The organism is Ewingella americana (genome assembly GCF_006438725.1).
In the GTDB taxonomy this organism is placed as follows: Bacteria; Pseudomonadota; Gammaproteobacteria; order Enterobacterales; family Enterobacteriaceae; genus Ewingella; species Ewingella americana_A.
Map to the genome: position 1 here is coordinate 14,980 of NZ_RCZD01000019.1, position 17,575 is coordinate 32,554.

Sequence of the window (17,575 nt, forward strand, 5' to 3'; positions counted from 1 at the left end):
TTATTCTTAACCTTCTGACAGATAATTGAAAGGTAAAAATCATGAAAATAGGCATTATCGGCGCAGGATTTGTAGGGCGCGCAGTGGCGAAGCTGGCGATCAAGGCCGGGCATCAGGTTATGCTCAGCAATTCCCGTGGGCCGCAGACGTTGTTTAGCCTGAAGCCGATGATTGGTTGCGAAATCGGCACTGCCACTGAGGCCGCCGCCTTTGGCGACATCGTGGTGATCGCCGTTCCGCTTACCGCCCTGGGGCAGTTGCCAGTGGCACTGCTTGCCGGGAAACCGATCATCGATGCCGTCAACTATTACCCTGAGCGCGACGGACAGGTGACAGAACTGGATCAGCAGAGGACCACCACCAGTGAATATCTGGCCGGTTTTCTGCCGCAATCGAAGATAACCAAGGCCTTCAATGCCATTCAAATGACGGATCTCGAAAGCGATGGCTTGCCCGCGGCAGACCCCGCTCGCCGTGCATTGCCGTTGGCCGGAGACGACGAGGAAACGAAAAAACGTATCATCGCTCTTTACGATGCTTTTGGTTTTGACGCAGTGGACGTGGGTGCACTTTCCGAGGGCTGGCGCTTCCAGCGCGCAATGCCGAGTTATTGCGTTCGCATGACCAGGCGTGAACTGGAGGGGGTCCTGGCCGAAGCGCGCAGGCCTGAGCCGGTTTAACGTGTTAGCCTGATCAATGCAGAAAAATCAACGCAATCAGTATCCTGGTAGCAGGGCTTGCCGTTGGTTTAGCAGGGACTCCATCGCTGGCTGGTAAGGTGGCGGTGGAGAATAACGCCCTGAAAAGAGTTCCTGTTCCGTAGTCCGCTAAAATAAAGAACCCGGCGCTAAGGCTGGGTTCTGACATAGAATCATGTGACTTCATGCTAAACATCCGCATAGCTATACCCCCTTCCTGCCGTTCCTCACTCTGAAAACTAAATCCGACGGGCATCAGGCGGATATTATTGCGCCATTGGGTCTTGACCCTACGCCTATCGTCGCATCGCTTAAAACAGACCAGTTGCAGGTTTAACAGTGCAATACCCGATGTTTCAATATATTTTGACTCGGTCAGTTGATGAGGGTTGTGTCAGGTAAACGCGCCGTCGCCGCCAAAAAGTGATAGGGATAATGGTTGGTTTAATGGGAAAAAATATTATCGATGCGCCAGTGGCGGCTATAAAAATTATCGCTACGGGTATTGCACTACCGGAGGACTGTGTCACGTCGGCAGCGTTGGATATCCGGCTGGGTAAGCCCGAGGGTTATGTTGAAAAACGGTCTGGTATTGCCTGGCGCTATCATGCGACTGATGAGGCCAGCCAGGCCGAACTGGCGGCAAAAGCGCTGCATTGCGCGCTGGAGAGAGGAGCCATTGCAGCCTCTTCCATTGATCTGCTTATTTGTGCTTCAGCGATTGCCGTACAGGCTCTGCCGTGCAGTGCGATTCATATCCTTAAAGCCGCCGGTTTGCCATCAGGCGTGGCCGGATTTGATATCAACAGCAGTTGTGTCAGCTTTATTTCCGCGCTGGAGGTGGCCGCCGGGCTGCTGAATACGGGGGCCTATAAGCGTATTGCCATTGTCTCGGCAGATTTGGCTTCGCGAGGTATTGACTGGCGGCACGAGGAGGCGTCGTTCATTTTTGGCGACGGCGCTGCCTGTGCCATTGTCGAGCGTGGTGACGGGCGAAGCGGTATTCTGGCGAGTCTGGTGGAGATGTATCCCGCAGGCAGCGAGCTTTGTGAAGTTCGTGCGGGAGGTACCCGCCGCAACCCACGCGCAGGTATGGACGAAAGCGACTTTCTCTTTCATATGCAGGGAAAACCCCTGTTCCGTTATGCCGCTTCTCTCATGGAAGGCTACCTGTCGCGGCTGCTGCAAAAAAGCGGCCTGACGCTTCAGGATATTGCGACGGTGGTACCACATCAGGCCAGCCACCTTTCCCTCGAACATATGCGCAAACGGCTGCACGTTCCGGGATCTTCATTGATTGATATTTATCGATATTACGGTAATCAGGTTGCGGCTTCGATTCCAACCGCATTGCACGAGGCGGTAATCACTCAGCGCTTTAACGCGGGTAAGCCGGTCATGCTTATTGGTACGGCGGCAGGTCTGACGCTGGCGGGTATGGTGCTATTACCATGAAAGTTTTGGTGACGGGCGCAACCAGTGGTCTTGGGCGTAACGCTGCACAGTATCTGCTCGATTGCGGGCATCAGGTGGTGGCGACGGGCCGTAATCGGGTCATGGGTCAACAGCTTGCCAGAGCCGGCGCGAATTTCATGCCGCTGGATCTGGCCCTGGCCAGTGTCGACCAATGCGTGAGACTGATGGAGGGGTGCGATGCTGTCTGGCATTGCGCCGCGAAGTCTTCCCCCTGGGGGGATAAGATTGCGTTTTATCAGGCTAATGTGAAGGCAACGAAAACGTTGGCGGCAGCGGCGGGACAGGCGGAGATCCCGCGGTTTATCCATATTTCCACCCCTGCAATTTATTTTGATTTTCAACATCATTATGATCTGCCAGAGACGTCGCTGGCGCGCTCGTTTTCCAGCCATTATGCCAGCAGCAAATATGCCGCAGAGCAGGAAATTGCCGCCGCAGTCGCTCGTTTTAACCATACGATATTCGTTATGCTGCGCCCGCGCGGACTGTTCGGCGCGCATGATAACGTTATCGTTCCCCGCCTGCTGCAACAGCTTAAACGTGATGACGGGGTTTTACGTCTGCCGCGCGGCGGTGAAGCATTGCTGGATCTGACGTTTGTCCAGAATGTGGTCTACGCAATGGCGTTGGCCACCCACCATCAGACGCTGCGTTCCGGCAGCGTTTACAACATCACCAACCACCAACCTCAGCGTCTTTCTTCCATGCTCGATGCCCTTTTGCGTCAACAACTGGGGCTGAATTATCAAATAAAGTCCGTGCCCTGGCCTTTACTGTCGATAGTGGCGTTCGCGCTGGAAGGAATAGGGAAATGCACTAATAAAGAACCGCAGTTCACACGTTACAGTGTCGGAGCCGTTAGCTTTGATATGACCTTAAGTGCAGAAAAAGCGATCAATGAGTTGGGTTACAGACCCAAATTTTCGATGGAACAAGGGATTATGTTGACCGGAGAATGGTTGAGGATGCATGGCAAAAATCACCACATTTGAAGTGGGGTATTGTACTCATATTGGCTGCATGGCCCTGAAAGGGGCCGGGCTAAAAGTGTGCAAATTTCCTTCCAGAGCTTACCTGCTGGAGGTGGGAGATCGCCGATGGTTGTGGGACACCGGTTATGCCTCCTGGTTTGAGCACTACACCCGTTCGGGCATTTTCCAGCTCTATCGCCATGTGACGCCAGTCTATTTTGATCCCAACGCGTCTTTGGCCCAACAGCTGTGCGCTCAGGGGCTGGTCAGCCGAGACCTCAGCGGGATTATTCTGTCGCACTTTCATGCCGACCATATTGCTGGGTTACGTGATTTCCCTGATGTCACGGGGATCTGTTCTGCAGAAGGCTGGGGGCATGTGCGCAAGCTGCGGGGATTTACGGCGCTGCGTCAGGGGTTTATTCCAGGGCTGGTCCCCCAGAGTTTCGAGTCCTCGCTACGTTTTATCGAAGGTTTCGAGCGGATCTCATTGCCCGCGGAATTGGCGCCGTTCGATGCTGGCTATGTCCTTCCTGATAGTCACCGGCAGATCATTTTGCTGCCGCTTCCTGGTCACGCTGTCGGACACTTCGGTGCGTTTGTGTTGACGGAGGCGGGGTGGACGCTGCTGGCTGCGGATGCTGCATGGTCATCGGTGAGTTATCGGGAACGGCGTGGACCCTCGCGACTGGCCAATCTGGTGTTGTCAGACCCCCCGGCCTATTACCATACGCTCAAGCGGTTGAACGAACTCTGGCAGCAGGGTGGCGTTGATATTCTGTTGTGTCATGAGGGCGATTTATGATCCCCTTGACCGTGCTTTGGCGTTATTTCGCTTCCCGGAGGCGGCACTTTTCACGGCGCGAAGCGCTTGAGCGTTGGCAGGCCAAAAAGCTAAAGGCGTTTCATAAAAAGGTGCTCAGGAAAAGCCCATGGTTTCGTCGTTATCTTGCGATGCCGTTTGAGCAGTGGCCGCTCATGGATAAATCGATGATGGTGCAACATTTCGACCAGATGAACACGGCGGGTTTACAGCAAGACCGACTGATGTCGTGCGCATTGCAAAGTGAGCATAGCCGCAACTTCGCTCCTAAGGTCGGGCAGTTTAGTGTCGGGCTGTCATCAGGGACTTCAGGACGGCGGGGGGTGTTTGTGGTCAGCCCACAAGAACAGAAAATTTGGGCGGCGGCCATGCTGGCTAAAACGTTGCCGGAGGGCTTGTTTGCCGGAGAGCGGGTGGCGTTGTTTTTACGAGCGGATAATAATCTTTATCAGAGCGTAAAAAACCGCTGGTTAAGCCTGGATTTTTACGATCTGCTGGGGTCTTTTCAGGACCAATTAACCCGCCTTGAGCCATATTCTCCCACCCTGATCGTGGCTCCCGCACAGGTGCTACGCGCGCTGGCATTGGAGGTGATGGCGAAGAGGTTGAGCCTGAATGTCAAAAAAGTCATTTCGGTAGCAGAAGTGTTAGAAGCGCAGGATAGGGCGTTGATAAGCCAGGTTTTTGGTGAGGTGGGGGAAATCTATCAGGCAACGGAGGGCTTTCTGGCCTCGACCTGTGCATTTGGAACATTGCACATGAATGAAGAGTTCATTCTTGTCGAACCGCAGTGGCTGGATGAACGGCGTTTTATTCCGGTTATCACTGACTTCACCCGGCGGACACAACCTATCGTACGCTATCGGCTTGATGACGTGCTGGTAGCCAGAGCCGGCCAATGTCCTTGTGGCAGCGCTGCTCTGGCTATTGAGCATATTGAAGGGCGGCAGGACGATCAGTTGATGCTCCCTCTGCGCCATGGGCATCGGCAAACGATTTTCGCTGATGCCTGTAGCCGCGTACTGGCGATGACCCTGCCGTTAACGGCAGACTATCGTTTGATACAAACGGGAGCCGATACGCTCTCTTTACTGGCTGATTGCGACCTCAGTACGCTGGAAAAATGCCGCGAGGCATTGACGGCCTTGTTTGCTCGCCAGGATATCGACGTTGCACAACTGACCTGGACGCTGGGCAGGCAGATCCCCCCCACGCAGTTTGATACCAAGCGGCGGCGTATTATTTGCCGATGGAAACATGCGGGCGAACGACCCGTACAAACGGAAGAAACAGTGTGAATGTGCTCATTACCGGGGCGTCCGGTTTCATTGGCAGTGCGTTTTTAAAACGCTTCGCCGCGTTAAACACCGTCTCGCTGTACGGTGTTGGCCGGCAACACATCAATGATTTCCCCGTCTCTGTCCGCTACGCCGCGCTGGCGCTTGATAAGCTGGAACAGCTTGACGTAACGCCTGATGTGGTGATTCATGCTGCCGGTCGGGCCTCCCCTTGGGGAACGCCGCAAGAGTACTATCGGGACAATGTTGAGACCACTCAGCATGTCCTGGATTTTTGTAACCGTCGCGGCTTACCTCGCCTGATTTTTATTTCCAGCGCGGCGGTTTATGCTCGTTTTGAACATCAGTTCAAATTACGTGAGAGCGACCCTGTTGGCCCGGTATTTACCAGCCAGTATGGTCTGAGCAAGTATCAGGCGGAACGGCGGGTAGCCGGATATCAGGGTGAAAAAACGATTCTTCGCCCCTGTGCCATATTCGGCCCAGGCGATCGCTTGCTTTTCCCTCCGCTGATGGCGGCTGCAAAAAAGAAACGTCTGGTACAGCTGTTAAGTGATGGCACGAAGGCACAGGCCGATATTATGCATATAGACACCCTGTGCGATTACCTGATGAGCGCAGTGACGCACCCTCAGTTACAGCCGTGTTATAACCTCTCATCCCATTGTCCGCTAGAGACGTCGGCACTGTTAGACGAGATTTTACAGCAGCTTGCGTTACCTTTACCCGATAAAACCATGCGAGTCAGTACCGCACTGCGTTTCGCGGGTATTTTGGAAGGGTTTTGGCGTTGGCTGCCACTTGCTGGCGAACCTCCCATTACTCGTTTTGGTGTTGGGGTGTTTGGGTATTCTGCCACTCTTGATGTGACGCGTATGCTGGAGGACTTTGGACCACCGTCGGCGAATTTACGCCAGAGTCTGCGGGATTTCTTACGGGTCTACCGGGCGATGAAATGATGACGTTGATCGTTGTGATCTGGCTGATGATTTTTAGTTTTAAACTCTTCTTTGCATTGCGCATTTTGCGTGCCGCTGACAAAAAAATCGCCGGTAATATCGACAATGTCACCATACTTCAGCCGATACTCAGTGGTGACCCGGCCCTGGAGTCGGTTTTAGAGATGAATCTGCGAACACTGTCTGGGGTGCACTTTGTTTGGCTGATCGACCGTGATGATGCTGAGGCTGGGGAAATCACTGCGCGACTTAAGCAGCACTATCCTGAGCACGACATTCAGATAGGTTGGTATCCACCGGCACCTGAAGGGATAAATCCTAAATTGTTTAAGCTTGAGCAGGGGAGAACATTAGTCAAGACAGAGATTGTTCTCGTGCTGGACGATGACGCTGTACTCAGTGAGGCCGCGCTTCGGGGGATGATCGGTGAGCTTGATGATCATTCACTGGTCACTGCTTTACCCTGGTATCAGGCGGCAGAGAATATCCCTTCTCAGCTGCTGACGCAGTTCGTCAACGATAACTCCGCGTTGACCTATTTACCGCTGTTACCCTTTACTGCGCCGCTAACGATAAACGGCATGTGCTATGCATTACCTCTCCGTGTGCTGGCGGACGCCGGTGGCTTTTCACCCATCCTGCACCACCTGACCGATGATCTGGCATTGGCCACGCTGCTGGCCCAAAACGACGTCAGGATTATCCAAAGTGCATCTCCCGTACGGGTACAGACCAGCGTCCCCGATACTCAGCGCTATGTGCGCCAGATGCATCGCTGGTTTTTATTCGCCACTCTGCTCATGCGTGAAAAAAGCCCGGGTGTGAATTGGGTCATTTTTATGCTTCAGGGGCTGCATCCGTTACTGCTTTGGACCCTGTTGATACTGGCCTGTGGCGGCAATACAGGGAATATCATCGTGCTGGCCACGGTATTATTGATCCGTCATTTCGGGTTACGCCGGGTTCAGCTTGCACTCTCCCGAGATATACCCGCACATCCGGTGCTGTCTCTGTTGTCTGAGTTATTACAGCCCGTACACCTGTTGCATGCGTTAATAAATCGCACAATTTATTGGCGTTCACGCCGATATCGAATTTTTAGCAACGATCGTTTTCATTCGTTATGACGCCCCCTGTTTTGACAAAAGTGTGTTTCCCCCAGGTTTGCTCAACCTCGCCACAGCCTGATAACGAAGATGCGCTGTCGTAAGCAGCACGGTATCAAAACGTTATAAATTAGCAGAAATTCAGCTATGTCAGAGGGCGTCTTTCGGTTGTCTGTGAAGGATATAGAATATATTCTCTATGCTTAATTATTAGCCTGGGACATGCCATGACGACAGCAAGCACGCTTCTCGATATTCAGGAACTGGCGATCCATACCGCAGCAGGGCTGCCGCTGGTCAACAAGGTCTCCTTTCAGGTTAACCGGCGTGAAATCGTGGCACTGGTGGGGGGATCCGGTTCGGGTAAAACCCTGAGTTCGCTCTCTCTGCTGGGATTATTGCCGCCGGGTGTCAGCATGACCGGCGGTGAAATCTGGCTCGATGACAAAAAAATTGCCAGCCCGGATACGCATTTTGACGTGTCGGCACGCGGTAAACGCCTGGCGATGATTTTTCAGGAACCGATGACCAGCATGAATCCGGTGCTGAAAGTTGGTGAGCAAATCGCCGAAGTGCTGGTGCGTCATCAGCAGATCGGCTGGAAACAGGCGCATCGCGACGCCATCGCTTTGCTCGACCGCGTCGGGATTGTGAACCCGGAACAGCGGGCGAAGCAGTATATTCATCAGCTTTCCGGCGGTATGCGCCAGCGGGTGATGATCGCCAGCGCCATCAGTTGTAAACCTGTCATGCTGATTGCCGATGAACCGACCACCGCGCTGGATGTGACCATTCAGGCGCAGATCCTCACGCTGTTGCAGGATTTGCAGCAGGAAATGGACATGGGCATCCTGCTTATCACCCATGATCTGAGTGTGGTGGCGCGATATGCCGACCGCGCCTATGTCATGCATCAGGGTCATCTGGTCGAACAGGGTCCGGTCGCAGAACTGCTGACGGATCCGCAGGAACCCTACACCCGCAAACTGATCGCGGCTTCACAGCCGGAACCTCTGCCGGAAACGGCGGCAATCAGCGTGGAGAATCCGCTGGTCCGCCTGCGTGAACTGACCAAAAGCTATCCGCACGCACAATGGCTGCCTTTCGTGCCCGCCCGACGTCAGACCGTGCTGTTTCCCACCTCCTTTGATATCCGTCGCGGAGAAATTCTCGGGCTGATCGGTGAATCAGGATCAGGCAAAACCACGCTGGGACGCGCCATCATTGGCCTGACCGACGCTGACAGCGGCGATATCGAATTTGACGGCGTTTCCCTGACCCGCGCCAATGCCGCCACGCGGCATAAAATGCGCAGCAGGGCGCAGATTATCTTTCAGGATCCGTACGCCAGCCTGAACCCGAAAATGACCATTGGTGAACAGATTGCTGAACCGCTGCGGGTGTACAAACTGCGGCCACCGGCGCTGATTCAGGCGCGGGTGGAAGAGTTGCTGAAACGGGTGGGGCTGGAGCCGCATCACGCCAGCCGCCTGCCCGGTGCCTTTTCCGGCGGCCAGCGTCAGCGCGTGGCCATTGCCCGTGCGCTGGCGTCAGAACCTGAATTGCTGGTGGCGGATGAAGCGGTGTCGGCGCTGGATCTCTCCGTACGCGGGCAGATACTGACCCTGCTCGATACCTTGCGTCAGCAGTTGGGTCTGACGGTGCTGTTTATCAGCCACGATCTGGCGGCGGTGAAACAGGTGTGTGACCGCGTGGTGGTGTTGTATCACGGCAACGTGGTGGAAAGCGGGGAGACGGCGCAGGTTCTGATGGCGCCGCAGCATCCTTATACCCAGGCTCTGCTGGCCGCCGCGCCGGATATCACGCGGGCGCTGCAACTTCGCAAAGCCAGTTAACCGCCGGTCAGCAACGGCAGCTCAGGGTGTTCGGCCCATTCATGCCATGAGCCGACATACACCGCCAACTGCTGATAACCCGCCCGCTGAAGTGCGGCGTAAACCGTCGCCGCACGTGCACCGCGATGGCAATAAATGATGACCTGCCGGTCGGGCTGAAGCCCGGCTTTTACCGCCCGCTGGCGGATCGCCTGCGCACTGAGAAATGCGCCGTCCTGCACCACATCCTCCCAGAACAACAAGACCGCACCGGGAATGCGTCCGGCACGGTGGCAGCACTCGTGCGCGAACTCCCCGCTGAATTCCGTCGGGCGGCGTGCGTCAAGGATCTGCGCGCCATTGGCCTGGGCGGCAAGCACTTCATCACGCGTCGCGGTCAGACTTTTCAGGTGTACTGCCGCAGAGGCGGTGTCGGGGTTTGCGGCGCTGATCACCGCGCTGTGGCTGGTGCCGGGCTGTAGGGGACGACCAGCCTGCGTCCAGGCGTCGAGTCCGCCGTCCAGAATGAGCGGACTGGCGATGCCGCCGAACTGCGCAAACCAGGCGCCGCGCGGGGAGCGCATGCCCACTTGCTGCTCAAAAAATACCGGCGTGACGTTGTCACTGATAGCCAGTTGCTGCCAGGCGCGATGAAACGCGTTCGCCATGCCCTGAACCCCGGCTCCGGTGCTGTCAGGAATGAAATAATCATAAACGTTGAGATGGTGCGCGCCGGGCAAGGTTCCCGCCCGCCACTGCGCCTGCTCGCGGACGTCAATCAGCGCAAAGGCTTCGCCATTTTTGCTGCGCGCCAGCAGTTCAGCGGCGCTGATCACCCCGTCGCGGGTCAGTGAACCGTGATTAGTGGCCAAGAGAGAGTGACTCCGTAAACAGCGGTAAAAGGGTGCCGGTACCGCATTCGGCGGCCTGTTGCAGAACCCGCGACGCGAGGGCAATGTCGAAAACATTCAGGCCAAAGGAAGAGAAATACACGCTGTCATCCGCTGCCGGTCGCCAGCCGTCGATCAGCAGATTACTCAGGTCGGCGTCCACCCGTTGCGGCGGGAATAAACCGGCACGGTACATCTGAAACAGGCTTTTGGCGCTGGTTTCACAGAAATCTCCCCACAGATCGACCACCACGCGGGTAGCGCGGCTGATGGCCTCAAAGGTCACTTCGTGATACCCCACCTGAATCACCAGCCGGCCGGGAAGGATGGCCTCAGTGCCAAGCAAAGGCGCGGCGGCGCTGGTGCAGGTGATCACTGCATCAGCCTGCTGGGTGATGGCTTCCTCAAGATCCGTCACTCTGACCAGCGGCCACGGCAGATTTTTCGCACTGACCGGCAGTGCAGCAGCACTGCGATCCCACCAGCTTACCTGTTGCAGAGCGGGAAAAAGCTCACGCAGCATGTCGAGATGCGCCACCGCCTGCACGCCTGCGCCCAGCAACAGAATGCGTTGCACCGGACGCGGCGCGGCCAGGCGCAGGGCAATCGCGGAAACCGCCGCCGTGCGTGTGGCGGTCAGCGCACGGCTTTCGACCAGCCCGAGTGGCAGGCCGTCATCCGCGCGGTTTATCAGCGTCAGCGCCATAGCCTGCGGCAGTCCGTCCTGTGCATCCGGGCGGTGCGCGGTCCATTTCACGCCTGCGGCGTTGAAACGTCCGCCGACGCAGGCGGGCAGCGCGTAGGCTTTTCCCCGTGACGAACCGAGATCCACGTGAGTTTCCGCTGGCATCTGTGCCTGTTGCTGACGCATGAGTGTGACAACGTCACAAACATCGTCCACCGCAGCCTGTGCCCGCGTCCCGCCGAGGCTGATCACATCCTGCTGACTCAGATAGCGAAAACCTGGGGTCATGTTAATGCTCCAGTAATGTCTTAGCGAAAGGATACAGCGCCGGAGAACCCCCGCAGTGGACGAAAATCACCCGCGAACCGGCGCTGATTTTGCCCTGTTCAGTCAGGCTTATCAGGCCGTGCATGGCTTTGCCGGTATACACCGGATCCAACAGCACCCCTTCTGCCTGCGCGACACGGTAAATGGCGTCGATGCCGCCCTCTGAAGGCACGCCATAAGCGGTGCCGACAAAGCTGTCCTCGATCCAGATATCCTCCGGTTGCCAGCGTTGCGGCCATTCGAGCAGGTCGGCACAATCCTGCGCCATTGCGGAAATCCGTTCCTGAAACCATGCCGCTTTGGCACTGACGCTGATCCCGACAATTCTGGTCTCTGGCCAGTACTGACGCGCGCCGACGTACAGCCCGGCGAGCGTGCCGCCGGAGCCGGTAGGGGCGACGATAACGTCAGGCGGCGGCTGATGACGCTCCCTGAGCTGGATATCCATTTCCTCAATCGCGCGGACATACCCCAGCGCGCCGAGCGGGGTAGCACCGCCCAGCGGAATGATCAGCGCCTTTTCACCCCGTGCCTGCGCCGCCTCAGCGTGGGCGTTCATTGCCCCCTCAATCTGAGTGAAGTAGCCATCGGGATCGAGAAATTCCAGCTCGGCGCCAAACAGCTTGTCGAGCAGGAGATTGCCCTGATAGGTTTCAGGTTGATTGCCGCGCAGCACCAGCACGGGTTTCATGCCGAATTTACGTGCCGCCGCCGCCACCATCCGCGCATGGTTAGACTGGTGGCCGCCGGTGGTAATCACCACCTTGACCTGCTTATTGCAGGCGTCGGCCATCAGGTATTCCAGCTTACGGACTTTGTTACCGCCACCACCGAAACCGGTGTAATCATCACGTTTGATATCCAGCGTGATGCCCAGCGACGTCCCCAGCGCGTCAAGACGCTCGAGGGGCGTGGGGAAAAACCCCAGTGACACTCTTTCAAAATCATCTGACTGTTTCATAATAAATAACCTGCTAATTATATTGACGACTTTCCCGGGTGTTGCCGCAAAGCACCGGCGGATTCCTCCACCGGCGCAGAAAATGAGGGTTCATGATGAAAAAAACGGATCCAGTCGGTGACCGATTGCTGGAAACGTTGCAGCCCGCGCAGGGTGACGAATTCGTTCACGCCGTGCGCATTGCCGCCGTGCCCGAGCCCGCCGAGCAGAAATGCCGGGGCCACGCGGGCAAAGGTATAAGCCGGTGCACAGCCGGGCGCCCATGGCCAGATCTGTGGCACGGCGTCCTGCGCCTGATAGCTGGCGAGCAGGGCATTGACTCCGGCGCTGCCAAAGGGGAAACGGTGTCCGGGGTAGCTGTCGTCGAGTTCCAGTTCCACGCCGGCGAACTCAGGCCGGGCCAGTGTCTGGCGGATACCGGCCAGCAACTGTTCGCCGTCGATGCCGGGCGGGACGCGCAACGCAAATTCCGCGCTGGCGCTGTGCGGAATGACGCCGCGAGCCTCCAGCGGGTCGCTGCGGATCTCCGAAATGTTCAGCACCGCACCATTGATTAACTGTTGCAGGCAGGCCAGCGTATCGCCGCTGACGTTCAGCCGTTCGCTGTGGCGAAAACGCAGCTCATCTTTAATACTGAACTGTTCCGCCAGCGTGCGCAGCAGGGTGTTGGCCTCTTCATCTACCCGCTGGCGGGCGAGTACGCCGCTGTCGTGTGCTGGCGCGATAGCATAAAGAGCGGCAATCAGCCGCCAGAGGGGATTGGCAATCCAGTTCGAGTTACTGGCGTGGATAGCCGCGTGCGGGCCACCCCAGGCCCCGCCGCGAACCCGCAGACGGCCACCGCTCAGGCCGCTGAAACCGAGGTACACCCGTGGTTTTCCACCGCCGTATTCGCACAGCGACGGGAAAAACACCGCCGCAGCAGGTGACACCGGGCAGGGATCCTGTGCCAGATATCGGCGTAACTGGCCGCTGCCCACTTCTTCTTCACCCTCGAGAATGATCTCCAGATTGACGTCGAGTTCACCCGCATCGCACAGGGTTTTGACCGCCATTAGCATCCCAGCCAGCGGCCCTTTGTTGTTCTCCGCGCCGCGCGCCACAAAGACCGGACCGACGCCCGGCCAGTCGGAAATGCCACCGCTAAACGGCGGGAATTCCCAGCCCGCCGGGGCGGCAGGCATCACGTCATACATGTTGTAGAGCACCAGCGTTTTCTGTGCCTGCCGGTCGATGCGCATGTGCACCAGCGGCGGCGCGTTCTGCGCCGTTTGCTGGCTGACCGCCAAGACCGGCATGCCGTGCAGCTCGCGGCCGATCCAGTCTTCCAGCCACTGCGCCAGCGCGCGCTGTTGTTCAGGCTGGCCGGACACGCTGGCGAACGGCGTGATGGCGGACAGCAGATCAAGCGTAGGTTGCAGCAATGGCGGGATGGAAAGCGTCACAGGCGGATCCTCGGGTTCAGTACCACATACAGCAGGTCGATAATCAGATTGATGGCCACAAAGACCAGCGCCGCGAGCAGCACAATGGCCTGAACCAGCGGGAAATCGCGGTTCTGGATCGCCTGCACGGCGAGGCGGCCAATTCCTGGCCAGGCAAAGATGATCTCAGTGACCAGCGCGCCACCGAGCAGCGAAGCGAAATACATGCCCTGCACGGTGACCACCGGGATCAGCGCATTACGCAACCCGTGACGCACGACGATACGCCAGCGGCTCAGGCCTTTGGCACGGGCGGTGCGGATGTAATCTTGCTGCATGACGTCAATCAGGCTGGCGCGGATCAGCCGCGCAATAGCACTCATGTAATACGCACCGAGGCTGATGGCAGGCATCACCAGTTGGCTGGCACTGCCATAACCGCTGGACGGTAGCCAGCGCAGGTTCAGGCTGAAAACGATGATCAGCAGCAGCCCGAGCCAAAAGACCGGCACCGCCTGACCACTGAATGCCAGCAATCGGCAAAGCAAATCCCACACGCTGTTCTGATATAAGGCACTGACGATCCCGAGCAGCAGCCCGGCGGCGGTACTCCACAGCAGAGCGGTGACGGCTAATAGCAGGGTGGCCGGCACCCGCTGACCAATCAGCTCGGTGACCGGCTGGCTGTAACGCAGCGAATCGCCAAGATTGCCCTGCAACACGCCAGTCAGGTAGTGCCAGTATTGCCAGGTCAGCGAACGATCAAAGCCCATGCTGTGACGGAAATGCTCAATTTCCTGTTGACTCGAACCGGGCGGCATCATCACTGCCGCGGGATCGCCGGTCAGATGCAGACTGTAGAAAATCAGCAGAGAAACGCCAAACATCACCAGCACGGACTGGGCGAGGCGTTGCAGGATATAACGCAGCATATCAGTCGAGCCTCGTGTGGGTTTTACGCAGCAGACTGTCGCCGAGCAGGTTGCAGCTCACCACCAGCGCGGCAATCACCAGCCCTGGATACAGCACCAGCCACTGAGCGAGCAGCATGTAAGAGCGGCCTTCGCCGATCAGATTGCCCAGCGTCGGCGTCGGCGGCTGAATACCCATTCCGAGAAAACCAATCGACGCTTCCAGCACGATCAGGCGCGGAATGTCCAGCGTCAGCAGGACAATCAGCGGCGTCAGCAGGTTAGGGAACACATGGCGCAGTAAAATGCGTGGTGCGGAGAACCCCATGGCTTTCACTGATTCGATGTATTCCAGTTCGCGGATTTCCAGCGTTTTGGCACGGGCAACGCGGGCGTATATCGCCCAGCTGGTCACGCCCATGATGAGAATGATATTGGTGAGCGAGGCACCAAACAGCGCCATCACCAGTAAGATCAGCAGGATAAAGGGCACGGCGAGCTGAATATCCATCAGGCGCATGATCAGCGCGTCCAGCCAGCCACCGGCATATCCGGCAATCATGCCCAGCAGCGAGCCGGTCACTGCGGCAATGGCCGCAGCCAGCAGCACGATCATCAGCGAAAGCCGGGTGCCGGAGAGAATGCGTGAGAGTAAATCGCGGCCCAGTTGGTCAGTGCCCAGCAGATGGTGAGCGCCGGGCGCAGAAAACGCCGCCGCCAGATCGTTGGTTAACGGATCCGGTAGCGGTAACCACGGCGCAAGGAGCGCCGGGATGATGACGAGTAACAGCAACAGCCCGCCGAGAATGCCGTCGCCATAAAACCGGCGACGGGGTTTTCGCTGCAAAGCTGAGCGCAGTGAAATCATTTAAGCCTCAGATCAAACAGCGGAATACGGGAGTCTGCGCGGCCGGTGAAGGTCACATCGTCGGCACTGGCGTAAAGTGAGTCTTCTTTATACAACGGGATCAGCGGTTGCTGCTGAGCAACCCACTGCTGGATCTGCTGCAAAATCTTCTCACGTTTGGCCGGATCCACCGTGGTGCGGCTGCTGTTGAGCAACGCATCCAGTTCCGGTGAATTCACCGTCGAATAGGGTTCTCCAGAATGCAGGATCGGATACAGCGCGGCATCGGCATCCAGCGTCTGGGTGGAGCCCCACGCCAGCATGTACATCGGCGCCTGTTTCTGCGAGGCCACCTGCTGGGTATAGACCGACCATTCCGGCACTTCCAGTTCGGCTTTTACGCCAATGGCAGCCAGATCCTGCACAATCGCCTGGGCGACGTCGGCGCTGGCGATATAACGGCGCGGCGCCTGGAAGCGCAGGGTGAATCCTTGCGGATAACCCGCTTCCGCCAGCAGGGACTTCGCTTTGGCGATGTCCTGTGCCGGAGCCGGGATCGCGTCATAACCAAAGTCTTTCGGTCCGGCCATCGTGCCGGTGGGTGTACCGAAACCGTGCAGCAAATCGCGGGTATACGCCGTGCGGTTGAGAGCCAGAGACAGCGCCTGACGAACGCGGACATCATTCAGCGGTTTCTGATCGTTCTTCAGCCCGAGATAAATCGTCAGGCCGCCATTTTTGACCTGTTCCAGATGTACGCCGGGTTTATTCTTCAGCGCGGGCACCAGATCGGCCGGAACGCCATCGACCAGTTGTACTTCGCCGGTCAGCAGAGCGGTGATTCGGCCGGTCGCTTCAGGAATCGGCCGCCAGGTGACTGTGTCGATCGCAGGTTTGCCACGCCAGTAATCGGGATTGGCCTGCATCACCACTTTTTCATCCGGGATAAAGGTTTCCAGCCTGTAGGCACCGGAACCCACCGGTTTACGGGCAAATTCCGCCGCGCCCACTTTGGTGACATATGCCGGTGGCACAATATAGGTCGGATAGCGGCTCATGCGGGTTGGCAGCAACGGGTCAGGGCCGCTGGTGTGAATTTTCACCTGATACTCACCGGTGATTTCCACTGACTTGATAGTGCGGATATAAGAGATGGTTGGCGCGTGGTTGGCCGGATCGAGTATGCGATCGATGGAGAATTTTACTGCCTGCGCATTCACCGGTTCGCCGTCACTGAACTTCACGCCTTCACGCAGGGTAAACTCCCAGGTGGTATCGTCGAGTGATTTCCAGCTCGTCGCCAGCCCCGGCTGCAACTGCATATTGGCATCGCGCAGCACCAGCGTATCAAAAAGATTATCCACCAACGTGGCGGATTCTTTCAGGAACCCGGGATCCATCGCCGTGGCAGACGTGGTTTGCGCGATCACCAGTTCAGAGGCGAAAGCCACCGGGGTGGTCAGGCTGATGAGCAGAGCCAGTGAAGCCAGTTTAAAGGCAGGTATTCTCATTTACGGTCATTCCCAAAGTGAAGCCGCCAGAAGCATTGACGGAATTAAAGTTTAATCAGGGCGTTTTTAAACGTTCAATTAATGCTCAATTTCTTAATACATGATATATCCTATATAATGTATTTTTGGCAAGCTACAGTTTAAACCGCAAAAGAAAAGCCATAATTTTGCTAAAGGAAATGTCACATGTTTGAGATGGAAAAAGCGCAGCGTGTCAGCCTGACCATGCAGGTCGAAGCCAAACTGAAAGGGGCGTTAATTGTCGGCGTCCTCAAGCCGGGCGCGCGTCTGGTCACCAAAGATATCGCCGATCAGTTGGGTACCAGCGTGACGCCGGTGCGCGAAGCGTTGCTGCGGTTGGTGTCTGCCGGTGCGCTGGACGCCACCCCCGCTCAGGCATTTTTGGTGCCAAAAATTCCGCTGGCGCGTTATCAGGAAATCACGCTGATCCGCAAAAATCTCGAAGGTTTGGCGGTGTCACAAGCGTCTTTGCACGTCACGCCGGAGCAACTCATGTTACTCACCTCGCTGAATGCGAAATTCATGGCGGCAAAAGTGGAGAACGACGTCGAAGAGGCCTTACAGGCGAACCGTGAGTTCCGCTTTACGCTGTATGAGATGGCGGCTATGCCGACGCTGACGGCGCTTATCGAGCAACTGTGGGTGCAAATCGGCCCGTGCTTTAACTATCTTTATCCGCAGTCTTCGCACATGGCTAAAGGGAAGCACAACTACGATCAGCTGCTGCTGGCGCTGGAAGCGGGCGACAGCAAACGGTGCGTGAAGCTGATTCATAAAGCCATTGATGACGGCGCGGCGATTCTGGGGGAACACTATTTTTCGCAGGAGTAAG

The 17,575-nt window shown here is 57.0% G+C and carries 16 protein-coding genes and 1 pseudogene; 10 read left to right on the forward strand and 7 right to left on the reverse strand.

The window, feature by feature from the left end:
• Nucleotides 1-41: 41 nt before the first annotated feature.
• The 9 genes and pseudogenes from EAH77_RS23340 to EAH77_RS23380 all read left to right on the forward strand — a co-directional run bounded on the left by EAH77_RS23340 (nt 42) and on the right by EAH77_RS23380 (nt 9,187).
• Nucleotides 42-680: an NADPH-dependent F420 reductase gene (locus EAH77_RS23340; RefSeq protein ID WP_140475588.1), complete on the forward strand. Its 639-nt coding sequence runs from the start codon at nt 42-44 to the stop codon at nt 678-680.
• A 23-nt stretch (nt 681-703) separates the two neighbouring features.
• Nucleotides 704-823: pseudogene (locus tag EAH77_RS25850) on the forward strand (VENN motif pre-toxin domain-containing protein); the annotation flags it as partial.
• Nucleotides 824-1,145: 322 nt separating this feature from the next.
• Nucleotides 1,146-2,153, forward strand: a complete 1,008-nt coding sequence (locus EAH77_RS23350) for a 3-oxoacyl-[acyl-carrier-protein] synthase III C-terminal domain-containing protein (protein WP_140475590.1) — start codon at nt 1,146-1,148, stop codon at nt 2,151-2,153.
• Nucleotides 2,150-3,166, forward strand: a complete 1,017-nt coding sequence (locus EAH77_RS23355) for an NAD-dependent epimerase/dehydratase family protein (RefSeq protein WP_140475592.1) — start codon at nt 2,150-2,152, stop codon at nt 3,164-3,166. The genes EAH77_RS23350 and EAH77_RS23355 overlap by 4 nt, the downstream gene beginning before the upstream one ends.
• Nucleotides 3,144-3,950, forward strand: a complete 807-nt coding sequence (locus EAH77_RS23360) for an MBL fold metallo-hydrolase (protein WP_140475594.1) — start codon at nt 3,144-3,146, stop codon at nt 3,948-3,950. Before EAH77_RS23355 ends, EAH77_RS23360 begins: the two co-directional genes overlap by 23 nt.
• Nucleotides 3,947-5,266, forward strand: a complete 1,320-nt coding sequence (locus tag EAH77_RS23365) for a F390 synthetase-related protein (RefSeq protein WP_140475596.1) — start codon at nt 3,947-3,949, stop codon at nt 5,264-5,266. Before EAH77_RS23360 ends, EAH77_RS23365 begins: the two co-directional genes overlap by 4 nt.
• Nucleotides 5,218-6,225, forward strand: a complete 1,008-nt coding sequence (locus EAH77_RS23370; protein WP_161985850.1) for an NAD-dependent epimerase/dehydratase family protein — start codon at nt 5,218-5,220, stop codon at nt 6,223-6,225. Before EAH77_RS23365 ends, EAH77_RS23370 begins: the two co-directional genes overlap by 49 nt.
• Nucleotides 6,225-7,352, forward strand: a complete 1,128-nt coding sequence (locus EAH77_RS23375; RefSeq protein WP_140475704.1) for a glycosyltransferase family 2 protein — start codon at nt 6,225-6,227, stop codon at nt 7,350-7,352. Before EAH77_RS23370 ends, EAH77_RS23375 begins: the two co-directional genes overlap by 1 nt.
• Before the next feature lie 206 nt (nt 7,353-7,558).
• Nucleotides 7,559-9,187 carry a dipeptide ABC transporter ATP-binding protein gene (locus tag EAH77_RS23380; protein WP_140475600.1) on the forward strand — a complete coding sequence of 543 codons (1,629 nt, stop codon included), beginning with the start codon at nt 7,559-7,561 and terminating at the stop codon, nt 9,185-9,187.
• On the opposite strand, the gene EAH77_RS23385 is transcribed toward EAH77_RS23380, so the two are convergent.
• The 7 genes from EAH77_RS23385 to EAH77_RS23415 are packed head-to-tail and all read right to left on the reverse strand — an operon-like array spanning nt 9,184 to nt 16,722.
• A complete protein-coding gene (locus EAH77_RS23385; protein WP_241673526.1) occupies nt 9,184-10,038 on the reverse strand; it encodes a sulfurtransferase in 855 nt (284 codons plus the stop codon). The genes EAH77_RS23380 and EAH77_RS23385 overlap by 4 nt on opposite strands.
• Nucleotides 10,028-11,029, reverse strand: coding sequence for an ornithine cyclodeaminase family protein (locus EAH77_RS23390; RefSeq protein WP_140475604.1), 1,002 nt, complete (start codon nt 11,027-11,029; stop codon nt 10,028-10,030). The genes EAH77_RS23385 and EAH77_RS23390 overlap by 11 nt, the downstream gene beginning before the upstream one ends.
• A gap of 1 nt (nt 11,030) precedes the next feature.
• Nucleotides 11,031-12,029 (reverse strand): 1-aminocyclopropane-1-carboxylate deaminase/D-cysteine desulfhydrase, encoded by a 999-nt coding sequence (locus EAH77_RS23395; protein ID WP_140475606.1) that lies wholly within the window; start codon nt 12,027-12,029, stop codon nt 11,031-11,033.
• Nucleotides 12,030-12,046: 17 nt separating this feature from the next.
• The gene (locus tag EAH77_RS23400) at nt 12,047-13,474 is read right to left on the reverse strand and encodes a M20 family metallopeptidase (RefSeq protein ID WP_140475608.1); all 1,428 of its coding nucleotides are present in this window, start codon (nt 13,472-13,474) and stop codon (nt 12,047-12,049) included.
• Nucleotides 13,471-14,385 (reverse strand): ABC transporter permease, encoded by a 915-nt coding sequence (locus EAH77_RS23405; protein WP_140475610.1) that lies wholly within the window; start codon nt 14,383-14,385, stop codon nt 13,471-13,473. The genes EAH77_RS23400 and EAH77_RS23405 overlap by 4 nt, the downstream gene beginning before the upstream one ends.
• Before the next feature lies 1 nt (nt 14,386).
• The gene (locus EAH77_RS23410; protein ID WP_140475612.1) at nt 14,387-15,232 is read right to left on the reverse strand and encodes an ABC transporter permease; all 846 of its coding nucleotides are present in this window, start codon (nt 15,230-15,232) and stop codon (nt 14,387-14,389) included.
• Entirely contained in the window at nt 15,229-16,722 is a 1,494-nt protein-coding gene (locus tag EAH77_RS23415; protein WP_140475614.1) for an ABC transporter substrate-binding protein, read from the reverse strand. Before EAH77_RS23415 ends, EAH77_RS23410 begins: the two co-directional genes overlap by 4 nt.
• Before the next feature lie 186 nt (nt 16,723-16,908).
• Here EAH77_RS23415 and EAH77_RS23420 point away from each other — a divergent pair, with 186 nt between their 5' ends.
• Nucleotides 16,909-17,574, forward strand: a complete 666-nt coding sequence (locus EAH77_RS23420) for a GntR family transcriptional regulator (protein WP_140475616.1) — start codon at nt 16,909-16,911, stop codon at nt 17,572-17,574.
• Nucleotide 17,575: the final 1 nt, after the last annotated feature.